Genomic DNA, 13,386 nt, shown 5'->3' on the forward strand with positions numbered 1-13,386 from the left:
GTGCTTTTTTTAAATGATTCCTTTTAATATACCATGCTATATCGGAGAAGAAGAAGCCGCCATGCATAAAGCCATTATGAATCAAAAACTTTCCGGCAATGGCCCTTTCGATCAAAAATGCACGACCTGGCTGGAAGATTACCTCAGTTGTGAGCGGGCAATCCTGACTCCGTCCTGCACAGCAGCGTTGGAGATGACAGCACTTCTGATTGAAACAGGAGCGGAGGATGAAATCATTATGCCTTCCTATACCTTTGTTTCAACAGCGAATGCATTTGCATTAAGAGGGGCGGCCATTCGGTTTGTCGATGTGGAGCCGGAAACAATGAACATATCACCGGCAGCCATTGAAGCTGCTGTAACTGCAAAGACAAAAGCTATTGTAGTCGTTCACTATGCCGGGGTCAGCTGTGATATGAATACCATTATGGATATTGCCGAACGCCATAATTTATGGGTGATTGAAGATGCTGCTCAGGCGCTGACAAGCACATATCATGAACGAAAACTCGGAACGATTGGCCATTTCAGCACATTCAGCTTTCATGACACAAAAAACGTCATATGCGGTGAAGGCGGCGCTTTGATTGTCAACCACCGAAGCGCCATTGAGCGGGCTGAAATTCTGCAGGAGAAAGGCACAAACCGGCAACAGTTTGTCAAAGGCATGGTTGACAAATATACATGGCGGGATATCGGGTCTTCCTATCTATTAAGTGAGTTGAATGCAGCCTATTTATCTGTCCAGTTAGAACATGCCGGACAAATCATGGCAGACAGACGCCGGACATGGCAAAGATATTATGAAGAGCTTCAGGACATAGAAGCTATTTCTATCCCTTATATCCCGGATAATTGCACACACAATGGTCATCTGTTTTACATCAAAACAGATCATTGTACGGAATTGATGAATTACTTGAGAGAACAGAATATTATGGCCGTTTCCCATTACGTTCCGCTCCATTCTTCAGAAGCCGGGCAAACATTCGGCCAATTTGTTGGGAGTGATGTTTATACGACCACTGAAAGCAAACGACTCATCCGCCTCCCATTGTACTTTGGAATGAAAGAAGAGGATGTGGATCATGTCATCAGTCATATCAAACGTTTTTTCAAACTATAAACATATTCTGATTGCCTGTCTGGTGATTGCAGCTTATCTGTCTCCCTATTATATTCTGGGTGAGGACATGCATATTCGTGTGCATGATAACATGGATTCAAATATCGTTTGGTACAAACTGCTGGCTGAGAGCGGGCAATTTTTTTCGATATCGGAACTCCCTAACATTATCAACGGCCTCCCACGCAGTACACTTGCCACACCATTTGACATCATGGTGTGGTTCTATACGCTGTTTGAGCCGATGACAGCTTATACAATCGGACAAACCATCATGCGGTTCGCCGGATTTTTCGGCATGTATCTGCTGCTGCAAAGACAAATCGGTTCAAAATGGATCATTACAGGTGTGGCCCTGTCCTTTGCCATGCTTCCATTTTGGCCATCGGGGCTATTATCGATTGCCGGTCTGCCGCTTGCACTTTACTTATTTCTGTCCATCCGGGAGAACGGCTGGCAAGCGCCCTGGTATCACTGGCTGACACTTATGCTGATTCCGTTTTTCTCGAACTTCATATTAACGTTTGTGTTTTTCCTTGGGCTGATGGGTCTCTTTTGGTTGTCGGACTGGGTGCGTTTCAGACACAGCAACCAGGCGTTTTTTACAGCCATTGCCGGTATGACAAGTATTTATTTATTCAAGAATTATATGATCATTTATTCCATGTTTATAAACGAAGACTTTACATCACACCGTAATGCGCTTGACCTAGGGCATAATACTTTAGTCGAAACAATCAGCCTGTTTTTCAAAAACTTTCTTACCGGGCACACACATGACATGGCTCTCCATACAAAGATCATCCTGCCTGTTGTTGGGCTGGCTTTTGTCGTGGCCGTATACAAACACTTGCGCCCCATGCTGCTCGCTGGACTGTTGCTGTTCAATGCAGCACTTTCTCTCTGGTATGCATTCTGGTACTGGGAAGGCTGGCGCGTCGTCAAAGATAACGTAATGCTCGCCAATACGTTCAATTTTAGCCGGATTCATTTTCTCGATCCCATGATCTGGTATATCTGTTTCGCCTTGGCATTATGGATCTTTTGGAGACATGTACGATTCGGAAAAGTAGTTGTTGCGCTTCTGATCATCCTGCAATGTATGAATGTGTTTTGGCTGAATGAAGAATTGAAGTACGACCGGCTTGGAATGCCGACATACGCAGAATTTTATTCCGAAGAGCTGTTTGAGTCAATCGAGGATTACATTGGAAAGAATCAGTCAGATTACAGGGTTGTAAGCATTGCCATGCACCCGACCATTGCCCAATTCAACGGGTTTTATACATTGGATACGTATAATAACAGTTTCCCGCTGACGTATAAGCAGCGTTTCAGAAAGATTATCGCGCCGGAATTGGACAAGAATACAGCTTTGAAAAATTATTTTGACACCTGGGGCGGGCGTTTGTACATGTATGTGGCTGAGCTCGGCGAGAATTATATCTTTAGGAAAGACAGTGATAACGTGATTGATAATTTGGAAATCAATACGGACGTACTCCGTGAGATGGGCGGCGACTATGTGCTGTCCGCATTGCCGATTGAAAATCATCAGGAAAACCAGCTGGCGTTTGAGCAGAGTTTTGAAAACGATGAGTCAATTTATAAAATTTATTTGTACCGGATTCAAGACAAATAAATTTATTTCGAAGTCCAAATAGAGCTGGCATAATCGGATTGAATCAAGGTAAAATCCAGGCTGTTCACCAAAATCCAAACTATGATTTGAAATTTTCCAATTGAAGGGTTTCGAATCGGTTTGGATTTTCTTTTTTTATCCACGATTCCATCAAGTTATACGAAAGGTCTTCCAGTCATCATTAACCTTCATCACCCAAAACATTAACTTATCACTTACTATAAGTATTTGATATCACTTTTATAAGTTGTAATTATTTATTTTTATCTCTTTGTATCGTATCATAATAAGTGAAGGGAGGTTGGTAACTTCCTCCCTGATTCCTCATTGTGGCCACTGAGGTTTGACAAACTAAAACGTCATTCAACAGGTGCACTTTCCTGCTGAAGTTAGTTGAACAGGATCGAACCTTTACGGTGTCAGTTGTTCTCTGACATTTTCTACAGGTTTTCAGTATCATCTTCATGCAGAGAATTTATTGCCCGTTAAGGTGGGGCTTCCAACATTTTTGGGGGTGATTCACATGTCAAATGAAAGAACGATGGTCGAACAACTTGCCGATTGGGCGCACAAAGCCGATTGGAATCAGCTGTCCAATGACGCAAAGGAAGCACTGAAAGGCCGAATACTTGATTCAATCGGAACGGCAATCGGTGCGCTCAACGGTGAGCCAGTCAAAAATATTCGACGGATGACAAAAGATCTTGGTGGTGAGTCAATTGTAACACTCATTGGTGGCGGTAAGACCACACCTGATTATGCCGCATTTTACAATGGAGCGGCTGTCCGCTATCTTGACTTTAATGATTCCTATCTTGCAAAAGAGGAAACGGGACACCCGTCGGATAACATCGCACCGGTGCTTGCAGCCGCTGAATATGCTGATACAACCGGACGGGACTTTTTACTCGCACTGGCAGTTGCCTATCAGGTACAATGCCGTCTGTCAGATGTGGCGCCTGTGAGAAAACACGGGTTTGATCATACTGTACAGGGCGCATACGGGGCAGCAGCTGGAGCGGCTCGTGCCATGGGACTCAGCAGCAGCGAAATTGCCAATGCTGTTGCAATTGCCGGGACAGGTTATAACTCGCTTCGGGTGACCAGAACCGGTGAATTGTCTAACTGGAAAGGGCTTGCGTATCCGAACACAGCGATGGGAGCTGTTCATGCAAGCATGCTTGCCAAGTACGGCATTACCGGCCCAAGAGAAGTTTTTGAAGGCAATAAAGGATTGATGGATTCGATCGCAGGCGACTTTGCAATCGACTGGGAAAAAGAAGATCTTGAAAAGGTCACTGATACAATCATCAAACGCTTCAATGCCGAAATCCATTCACAATCAGCCATTGAGGGACTGCTTGAAATTCGGGACCGTGAAAATATTAAGCCGGAAAATATTAAAGAGGTTCGGCTTGCAACATTTGATGTTGCTTATAACATTATCGGTGGTGGCGAAGAAGGCGGCAAAAAACTGATCCGTTACAAAGAAGAAGCGGATCATTCACTGCCTTATATGCTGGCCGCTGCCTATCTTGATGGTCAAGTTATGCCGGAGCAGTATGAACCTGATCGCATTAAGCGTGAGGATATCCAGGAACTGCTACAAAAAGTGACTGTTAAACCTGATGAAAGTTACAGCAGCCGCTTCCCGGATGAAATGGCGTGCCGGATTGAACTTGAAACAAACGGCGGACAGATATTTGATGTTGAAAAGCGCGATTACCAGGGCTTTAAAACGCAGCCCGCGAGCTGGGATGTTCTGATGGAGAAATATAATGGACTGACCCCGGGCATCGATAGTAGTCTTGCCAGTAAGATCGCGGATACGGTTAAAAATCTGGAAAATGTGAACATTAGCGCGTTAACGGAACTGCTTGGTCAAATCAAATTTGGGGAGGATGAATCATATGCGTAACGAAAGAGCTTTCCAAAAAATCAGGATGAACAGCCGTCAGGAAAAACCGCGCAACAAAGGCCTTACTGAAATCAGAGGTCCATACTATGACGTCATGGGGACCCGTTATTTGCGGGATATCATGGAAACAATGGGCGACTATGTGGATATTCTCAAGTTTTCCGGCGGATCATTCACCCTGTATCCGGAAGACAAACTGCGTGAACTGTTGAATTTAGCTCATGAATATAACGTAAAAGTATCAACAGGCGGATTTATGGAAACCGTTCTGACACAGGGACCTGAAGCCGTCGACCATTACCTTGATGAGTGCAAGCGTCTCGGCTTTGATATCATCGAAATTTCAACCGGGTTCATTACCATGCCGACGGATGATATCGTCCGTCTTGTTAAGAAGGTACAGAATAAAGGTCTACTTGCTAAACCGGAAATCGGTGTCCAATTCGGAGCCGGCGGGACAAATACGGTTGAACAAAATGAAGCAGAAGGCATCACGGACCCATCACAAGCCATCGAAGTCGGCAAACGCTGTCTTGAAGCGGGGGCTTATATGCTGATGATTGAATCAGAAGGCATTACTGAAAGCGTCAATGATTGGCGGACAGAAATTGCTACTCAATTTGCCCGCGAACTTGGCACGGAAAATGTTATGTTTGAAGCAGCTGACCCGGATGTATTTGAATGGTATATCAAAAACTATGGTCCTGAAGTCAACGTGTTTGTCGACCACAGCCAGATCGTTCAACTGGAAGTACTGCGCCGTGGCATTTGGGGCACAAAAGATCTCTGGGGACGTGTCATCACGTTTAATGAAAATGAATAAATAATTCGGGAATGCATAACAACCGGGCTAATCACACGCTCGGTTGTTTTTTTACAAAAATGAGGTCAACGCGAAATCCTGTGAGAGTCATGCGAAATTCAGTGGACCTCGCGCGAAATTCAGTGGACCTCGCGCGAAATTTGGTGGAGCTCGCGCGAAATTCGGTGGACCTCGCGCGAAATTCAGTGGAGCTCGCGCGAAATTCGGTGGGCCTCGCGCGAAATTCGGTGGGCCTCGCGCGAAATTCAGTGGGCCTCGCGCGAAATTTGGTGGGTCTCGCGCGAAATTCGGTGGAGCTCGCGCGAAATTCAGTGGACCTCGCGCGAAATTCGGTGGACCTCGCGCGAAATTCGGTGGAGCTCGCGCGAAATTTGCTTTGGGGTGGAGTGATTGGCTTGACCTCCTTCTATTTATAACCCTCTCTTCTATTCTCAAATCCGTCGGCGTCAGTTATAATAGACAGCGTATTATTTTGATTATGATACGGAATTGATAACCGCGAAGGAGGATTGTTTATGAATCAGACGATTCGCGATATATTTATGATTATCATTGGATCATTCATATTTGCCATTGGAGTCAATTATTTTGCCATCCCAAACCGGTTATCGGAAGGTGGGGTTATCGGGATAACCATTGTCACCTATTACTTGTTCGATTGGTCCCCCGGGGTTGTTAACTTCGTGCTGAACACCTCACTGGTTGCATTTGGCTATAGGTTTTTTCAAAAGCGTGTGACCGTTTATACGATTATCGCTATCATCTTTTCATCGCTTTTCTTGCACGTTACCGTTGATTGGGGAGCTGAAGTCAACGACGACATGCTGCTGGCAGCCTTGTTCGCCGGGCTTGGAGTTGGCATAGGTCTTGGCCTGATTTTCCGTGCCGGCGGAACATCAGGCGGATCGGCCATTCTTGCGCGTCTTGCGAATCAGGTATTTGGATGGACAATCGGAAAAGGCATGCTGGTTATCGATATTGCCGTTATTGTCGGTTCAGCATTTATTATCGGGCAAGAGCGCGCCATGTACACCCTTGTTTCGGTTTATGTCGGAGCAAAAATTATTGATATGGTGGTTGAGGGAGCAAATGAACGAACAGCAGTCATTATTATTTCCAGCCACCCTAATGAGGTTCTTGAAGCTGTTACAAATAAAATGGCACGCGGCATAACAGTTCTGGAAGGCCAAGGCGGCTATACCAGGTCGCAGCGGGAAGTGCTCTACCTTGTCATAAGTCGATACGAAATTGTTCCATTCCGAAGAATCATCGATGACATTGACCCGGACGCATACGTTACCGTGCATCCCGTTCAGGAAATTTTTCGGAAGGGGTATAAAGGAAGATAGCTGCCTGACGTTGCTACTCATAGTAGACATGTCAGGCTGGTGTTTCTACTCCCTATGGAACAAGGTGTCTGGACACCTTGTTCCATTTATGCATCAAAATCGTCCGGATTCATACCTGTGCGGTCATCTTCGTTCAAACCACTGATCCGCTTCATTTCATCATCCGTCAATTTAAAATCAAAAATATCCGCATTTTCTTTTATCCGATGTTCATGCGTAGATTTCGGGATAGTAACGACATGATTCTGCACATCCCAACGCAATATGATTTGTGCGGATGTCTTTTCGTATTTCTCAGCAAGTTCCATAATCACCGGATCATTTATCAGTCGTCCTCTTTTTAGTGGAGACCACGCTTCAAGCTGGATATTTTCCTGCTCGCAAAATGCTCTTAATTCTTCCTGTGTCAGGTTCGGATGATACTCCACCTGATTGACAACAGGCTTTACGTTGCTGTCATGCATCAGATCCTTTAGGTGTTGCACATGAAAATTGCTGACACCAATGGCACGGACTTTGCCTTCTGCATACAACTTTTCCATCGCCTTCCATGTTTCTTTGTACTTTCCTTTAACAGGCCAATGAATTAGGTATAAGTCGAGATAATCCAATCCAAGCTTTTCAAGGCTTGCCTCAAACGCTTTGAGAGTGTCCTCATATCCTTGCTGATCATTCCATACTTTTGATGTCACAAAGATCTCATCCCGTGGGACATCGGATTCCTTTATACCTTGCCCGACACCTTTTTCATTTTCATAAAACGACGCGGTATCAATGCTTCGATATCCGTTTTTCAAAGCAGATTTTACCGATGAAACGGTAACATCGCCATCTTCCACTTTGTAAACGCCCAGTCCGAAGCCCGGCATTTTGACACCGTTGTTTAACGTTACCGTATCCTGAAGATGTTCAATCATGTCGTTCCCTCCATTTCTTCATACATGATTCATACTTTTATTATACAATAATATCAAATGACGATACAAAAACCCAAAACCCCAAATAGACAGCATCAATTCTAGTATTCATTCTTCGATTGTTATATAATACAACTAGAGTTCCAAGGATGTGTTTCATTTGCGGGCTCCAGGTAATAAAAATCATATGGAGCAATTGTCATTCGATAGCTTACTGGAGGAAGCGAGCTATTAGGAAACGGCAAACATCAAGATTGATGAAACAACAACCAAAACAAATTGGAAAAATTTTCCTTTGCATTTCGTAACTGATTTTGAACGATTTATGGATTATGTAGTACAACATAACATGAAACTGACTGCTAAAAATGCATATATTTCCAGAAAACATCTTCCAATTATTAATGAGCAAATGTCGGTAAAAGCGAAAAATGCAACAAGTTACTATTCACAACAGCAATACTATCCATATATCCATCTTTTCTTTCATATTGCTCTAAACGGGAAATTGATGATGAAGAGCGGAAAAGGTAAAAAGTTGCATTTAACGGTTACTGAAAGATGGAACACATTTAAGCATTTAACGGATACGGAGAAATATTTCTTCCTGCTGGAAACATTCTGGGTTGATGTGAGTTGGGCAAGGCTTTTAAACCGGCACAATATCAACATACACCATATTTTGCCGGATGTCCTGGAAAAATTAATGGATCACACACGGATTCGCGCTCGATTTACATCATGAAATGTTGATTGCCAACCTTATGTCTGATTGGAATTACTTTTTGTTGTATTTTGAATGGTTCGGTTTCTGGATAACTGAAAGAAGATGTTGAGAAGAAGAATCAACATAACACCCAAAACCGTTATGTCGCAAAAACGATAACATTAACTGATTTCGGCAAAAATATGATTTCCATTTTGATAAATTCCAGAAACCTGCTTAATTGGAATATTCCATTGCGGCAGGAGTATGGGGAGGTCAACCCAATACCGGGCACTGTGCTACCCGAGGATGATAACAATCAAAAAAGGCGGGAAAAATGCCAAAACTCTTTTACCAAGCCTTCACATCTCTGTTTCCAAAAAGAGATTTATACAAGTCATTGCCCAGAACGGAACATGAATTCCAGGAAGGTACACATTTTTTTACTGTTGCCTTTAATCATCAAACATGGCGGAAAGTAGTGCTGTCTGCAACACACACCATGGACGATTTGCATCATATTATTTTAAGATCTTTTGATTTTGATGACGATCACCTCTATTCGTTCTTCATGGATGGTATAAAATGGTCCCATTCATGTATTTCGTCACCGGACGATATTTCAGAAGGTGCAAACGCTGCTGAAACAACAATTGGATCCGTCGGGCTGCATCGGGGACAACGCTTTTTGTACCTGTATGATTATGGTGATGAGTGGCAGTTTACCATCACAGTGGATGATATTCAGAAAGAAGCTGCTTCAACCCTAATTGAACCGTATATTGCGGAAGCAGTTGGCTATGGTCCTGAGCAAAATTTTATTATTGATGATGAATAAAGCCTGCATTCCTTCACGAAGGGTCAGGCTGCTTTTCAAATAAAGGAAATATTCATTATTGATTTGTAAACCGCTCCACTTCACCTTCCACCTGAAAAACACGCTTGTTAAGTGCCCTCATACTATAGCCTACGTCATCCACTTTCTTTTCAAGTCCGTCGAATCTTTGGTCTATTCCAACAAGCCTGTCCGACATCACATGAATTTGTTCATTATTTTTGCCGACCATGTCAATGAGCTGCTGCATCATGTTCTCTTGACGTTCGATTATTTTTCCATGATGTTTAAGTATTTCACCATGACTTTCCAATGTTTGACCCTGTCTCTCGACCAATTTTTCCAAGTTCCCCATTCGTGTATCAAGACTTTTAATCAATTCCTCCACCCAAGTCCCTCCTTTATCGTTTTTATTTAAGTCTATCCCATTTTACCGACGAGCGCAAAAGTCAAAAATTGGTTTAAACCCATGTGAAATTTCATTTTTAAACCGTCATATCTGCAGAAACGAAAAACCAAAAAGAAATGTTAACAATAACAATGATGACCTATATACTTTTTCGTTTTTGTATCTTATTCTATAATTTTCCACTGAAACACCCAATTATGCCATCCTGTTATCAGGATCCTGGTATTTTCTCGCATGCCTGTTGCCCAAATAACGCAGCAAGAAGAATTGAACAAATACCGAAATCTGGCGTTCCAGGGATCGATCATGACATCTTTGATCCATGTAAAGGTCACACCGACCGCAGCGAACGGATTGCCGCTTGTCACAATCAAGCCCCCGACCCAAATACTGATAAACAACGACAGGAGGACGCGTTTTGTTACTATAGCCAGTGCAACAGCAACTATTGGTGGTATAACAGATAGGAAGTCCATATATCCTCCCCCATTTCCATGAACTAAATTTCCGATATTATTTACTATATAATGACGTGTATATGCGTTCAACTCTTTCTTTCAGACCTGCGAGCACTTCATCAACAATGCTGTCCATCCAGGCGGCTATTTCACGAGCTGAAATCACGTCAGATCCCTGCCCTCCCAACAGAACAACTTCATCACCGTCAGCCACATTTGTGATATGGGTAACATCAAGCAATGTTTGATCCAGTGATACTTCACCAATAATCTCAACACGCTTGCCATGCACAAGCATTTGACCATTATTAGAAAGGGCCCGGTGATAGCCATCACCGTGTCCGATCGGTATGACGGCCACTTTCTCATAGCCTTTTGTTACATAACTCCCGCCATACCCAACAGGCGTACCCGGTGGTAGCTCACGGACATGCAGAATCCGGGATTTCAGGGACATGACCGGTTTCAATGCAATCATATTATCCTGACGATATTCGGGCGGATAGCCAAATAAGGCAATACCGGGTCTGACCATATCAAGATGCATATCGTTTCGCTCAATTGCAATCGTTGAGCCCCCAGCATGCCGAATGGGAAAATGATAGCCGTGCTTTTTCAGCCTTGTTATAGTGCCCATAAACAAAGCGAACTGATCCTCCGTTGTCTCCCACTCGCCCTCGTCAGCACTGGAAAAGTGGGTGTAAATCCCTTCCCATTCCAGGCCGGGTAAATCGTAACATGAGCGGCAAAATTCTAAAGCCCGATTTGGTTCAATCCCAAATCGATGAAGCCCGGTATCGATTTTTAGATGGGCTGAAATAGTTTTATTCTGTACCATAGCCTCCTTGCTCAGGGCATTGGCCAGTTCCGGTGAGGATACCGAGGCGGTCAAATCGTATCGAACAGCATCCGCTGCCTGCCAGGTCATGATCGAACTCAAGATCTGAATGGGTACACCAATGCCATTCGAGCGAAGTTGTGCACCTTCTTCAACCATTGTCACACCAAGACGATCAGCCCCCGCCTGAACAGCTGCTTCCCCAACAGGGACAACACCGTGCCCGTAAGCGTTGGTTTTGATTACGGCCATAAACATGCCGCTTTTTGCAATATTTTTTAATGTCCTGACGTTTTCCTGAAACGCACTTAAATCCACTTCAGCTACAGTTGGACCATAAGCTGTTAAGGTTGGCGGATGTGACAAAAGAGACCCCCCCTTTTTTATTAATATGCTCTATATCGCCGGACTGGCAAGTAGGAGTCCAGCTCCTCCCATCATGCTTTGTTCCTCACACCTTTCTCATAAAGTGATCGAAAATGCTGTAAGATTTGTTTTGTTATCTCACCGGGCTTCCCACGGCCGATTGTCTGATCATCAATTTTTAAAATCGGAATAATATCCAACTTTGTAGCGGATATAAACACTTCGTCCGCATGAAGCAAGTCATCGACTGTATACATTTGTTCATGAACGTTTATATTCAGCTCATTATTACATATTTGAATGATTTTCCTTCTGGTGATGCCGTTTAAAATATAATTGTCAGCCGGGTGCGTATACAATTCGCCATCTTTAACTATAAACACGTTCGATGCGCTTGCTTCCGTTACCGTATCACCGCGATGCAAAATGGCTTCAACAGCATTGTTCTCAACTGCTTTCTGCTTAGCCATCACATTGGGAAGCAGGTTCAGCGTCTTAATATCACACCGAAGCCAACGGATATCTTCTGCCAGAATAGCAGTGGCACCTTGATCCTCAACGTCCGACTCACGTTCTTCTTCGCGTGTATAGGCAACCGTTATCGCCGGTGTCTTGGAATCCGGAAATCCGTGTTCACGGGAGGCAATGCCGCGTGATACCTGCATATAAATAATGCCTTCTTTCAACTCATTTACTTCCACCAACTTTTCAAGATTGTTCTTTAAAACCTTGGTTGAAGCCGGCAACGTCAGCCTGATTTCGCGCGCACTCCTTTCGAGCCGCTCCATGTGTTCATCCATCATCAGCGGCTTGCCGTTGTAGACACCCATAACTTCATAAATGCCATCCCCGAACTGATAACCCCGATCTTCAATATCAATAACGTTATCACGTTCCATGATTTGACCATTATATAGCATCTTACTCACATGAAAACCTCCTTTAGTTAGTGGGATTTCACCCGATTTGCCTATTTCGGGATATAATTGTAATATTTTCCCATGACATCCAGCATGGTTGATGTATCAACACTGCCTCCGCTAATGACAATAACTGTCCGGGAACCCAACTGAAAGCGGTTATTTAAAATAGCTCCAATGCCGGAAGCCGCCGCACCTTCTATCATCATTCGATGTGTATCGAGCATAAAGGCCATCCCTTGTGCAATGTGATCATCACCAAGCAGTTGTATATCATCCACATATCGCTGCACCATGTCAAATGTATAGCGGTTGTTTAAACCGATCCCTCCGAGCAGACTATCAGCCAGTGTATCCTGTTCTTCTACTGTAACCGGCTTCCCCTGTTGAATGCTCTCATACATGGCAGGTCCTCTGTCTGTTGAGACACCAAGAACCTGAATAGCCGGGTCAGCAGATTTTAAAGCGGCACCAAGTCCTGAATGAAGACCACCGCCGGATAAACCTGCGATGACTGTATTGACATCCGGCAGATCTTCAAGCAATTCCAGCCCGATTGTGCCCTGACCTGCGATAATATGGGGATCATCAAATGGGTGAACTACCGTGAGACCATGCTCTTTTTCCAGCTGGTAACTGCGTTTCTCGGCTTCATCTTGTGATTCACCATACATTTCTATTTGGGCACCGGAACTTTTTAACGCATCCACTTTCACCTTTGGAACCCGGTGTGAAATGCAAATGATAGCTTGCAAACCAAGCTGTTTAGCGATGTAAGCAACACTCATGCCAAAATTACCTGTTGAAAATGTTGTCACCCCCCGTTCCTGTTCTTCAGGTGACAGGCTGAGTATCTTGTTGGCCGCTCCTCTGATTTTAAATGAATGACTGACATTAAGGTTCTCCAATTTTAAGTGGATTGGAATCCCCGCATATGCCGACAGTTTGTCAGAATAGATTAACGGGGATTTGGATACAATTGTCGAAATGCGCTGTTTTGCTGTCCAGACATCGTGCTGAGTAACGTGTTTTTGTCGCATGCTATCCCCTCCTATTGATCTGAGCAGTATAATCAGGGA

The 13,386-nt window shown here is 43.9% G+C and carries 13 protein-coding genes; 7 read left to right on the forward strand and 6 right to left on the reverse strand.

Annotation, left to right across the window (positions count from 1 at the left end; all coding sequences use genetic code 11):
* Nucleotides 1-13: 13 nt before the first annotated feature.
* From rffA to IEW67_RS03735, 5 genes are all read left to right on the forward strand, one after another.
* A complete protein-coding gene (rffA, locus tag IEW67_RS03715) occupies nucleotides 14-1,126 on the forward strand; it encodes a dTDP-4-amino-4,6-dideoxygalactose transaminase (RefSeq protein ID WP_188631714.1) in 1,113 nt (370 codons plus the stop codon).
* A complete protein-coding gene (locus IEW67_RS03720) occupies nucleotides 1,089-2,768 on the forward strand; it encodes a DUF6044 family protein (RefSeq protein ID WP_188631715.1) in 1,680 nt (559 codons plus the stop codon). Before rffA ends, IEW67_RS03720 begins: the two co-directional genes overlap by 38 nt.
* A gap of 523 nt (nucleotides 2,769-3,291) precedes the next feature.
* Nucleotides 3,292-4,686 (forward strand): MmgE/PrpD family protein, encoded by a 1,395-nt coding sequence (locus IEW67_RS03725; RefSeq protein ID WP_188631716.1) that lies wholly within the window; start codon nucleotides 3,292-3,294, stop codon nucleotides 4,684-4,686.
* Nucleotides 4,679-5,509 (forward strand): phosphosulfolactate synthase, encoded by an 831-nt coding sequence (locus IEW67_RS03730; RefSeq protein WP_188631717.1) that lies wholly within the window; start codon nucleotides 4,679-4,681, stop codon nucleotides 5,507-5,509. Before IEW67_RS03725 ends, IEW67_RS03730 begins: the two co-directional genes overlap by 8 nt.
* Before the next feature lie 515 nt (nucleotides 5,510-6,024).
* Nucleotides 6,025-6,858, forward strand: coding sequence for a YitT family protein (locus IEW67_RS03735; RefSeq protein ID WP_188631718.1), 834 nt, complete (start codon nucleotides 6,025-6,027; stop codon nucleotides 6,856-6,858).
* Nucleotides 6,859-6,944: 86 nt separating this feature from the next.
* On the opposite strand, the gene IEW67_RS03740 is transcribed toward IEW67_RS03735, so the two are convergent.
* Nucleotides 6,945-7,775, reverse strand: coding sequence for an aldo/keto reductase (locus tag IEW67_RS03740; protein WP_188631719.1), 831 nt, complete (start codon nucleotides 7,773-7,775; stop codon nucleotides 6,945-6,947).
* Nucleotides 7,776-8,070: 295 nt separating this feature from the next.
* Between IEW67_RS03740 and IEW67_RS03745 the strand changes: the two genes are divergently transcribed.
* Together IEW67_RS03745 and IEW67_RS03750 are read left to right on the forward strand one after the other, a co-directional pair.
* A complete protein-coding gene (locus tag IEW67_RS03745) occupies nucleotides 8,071-8,520 on the forward strand; it encodes a hypothetical protein (protein WP_188631720.1) in 450 nt (149 codons plus the stop codon).
* Between the two features lie 298 nt (nucleotides 8,521-8,818).
* Nucleotides 8,819-9,319, forward strand: coding sequence for a plasmid pRiA4b ORF-3 family protein (locus IEW67_RS03750; RefSeq protein ID WP_188631721.1), 501 nt, complete (start codon nucleotides 8,819-8,821; stop codon nucleotides 9,317-9,319).
* Nucleotides 9,320-9,374: 55 nt separating this feature from the next.
* On the opposite strand, the gene IEW67_RS03755 is transcribed toward IEW67_RS03750, so the two are convergent.
* The 5 genes from IEW67_RS03755 to IEW67_RS03775 all read right to left on the reverse strand — a co-directional run bounded on the left by IEW67_RS03755 (nucleotide 9,375) and on the right by IEW67_RS03775 (nucleotide 13,347).
* Nucleotides 9,375-9,704, reverse strand: a complete 330-nt coding sequence (locus IEW67_RS03755) for a hypothetical protein (RefSeq protein WP_188631722.1) — start codon at nucleotides 9,702-9,704, stop codon at nucleotides 9,375-9,377.
* 185 nt (nucleotides 9,705-9,889) lie between these two features.
* Nucleotides 9,890-10,201 (reverse strand): hypothetical protein, encoded by a 312-nt coding sequence (locus IEW67_RS18095; protein WP_229671662.1) that lies wholly within the window; start codon nucleotides 10,199-10,201, stop codon nucleotides 9,890-9,892.
* A 37-nt stretch (nucleotides 10,202-10,238) separates the two neighbouring features.
* A complete protein-coding gene (gene alr / locus IEW67_RS03765; protein WP_188631723.1) occupies nucleotides 10,239-11,387 on the reverse strand; it encodes an alanine racemase in 1,149 nt (382 codons plus the stop codon).
* Nucleotides 11,388-11,458: 71 nt separating this feature from the next.
* Nucleotides 11,459-12,316 (reverse strand): D-amino-acid transaminase, encoded by an 858-nt coding sequence (gene dat / locus IEW67_RS03770; RefSeq protein ID WP_188631724.1) that lies wholly within the window; start codon nucleotides 12,314-12,316, stop codon nucleotides 11,459-11,461.
* A 41-nt stretch (nucleotides 12,317-12,357) separates the two neighbouring features.
* The gene (locus IEW67_RS03775) at nucleotides 12,358-13,347 is read right to left on the reverse strand and encodes a pyridoxal-phosphate dependent enzyme (protein WP_188631725.1); all 990 of its coding nucleotides are present in this window, start codon (nucleotides 13,345-13,347) and stop codon (nucleotides 12,358-12,360) included.
* Nucleotides 13,348-13,386 lie beyond the last annotated feature (39 nt).

It is taken from the genome of Lentibacillus kapialis (genome assembly GCF_014646635.1).
Classification (GTDB): domain Bacteria; phylum Bacillota; class Bacilli; order Bacillales; family Amphibacillaceae; genus Lentibacillus; species Lentibacillus kapialis.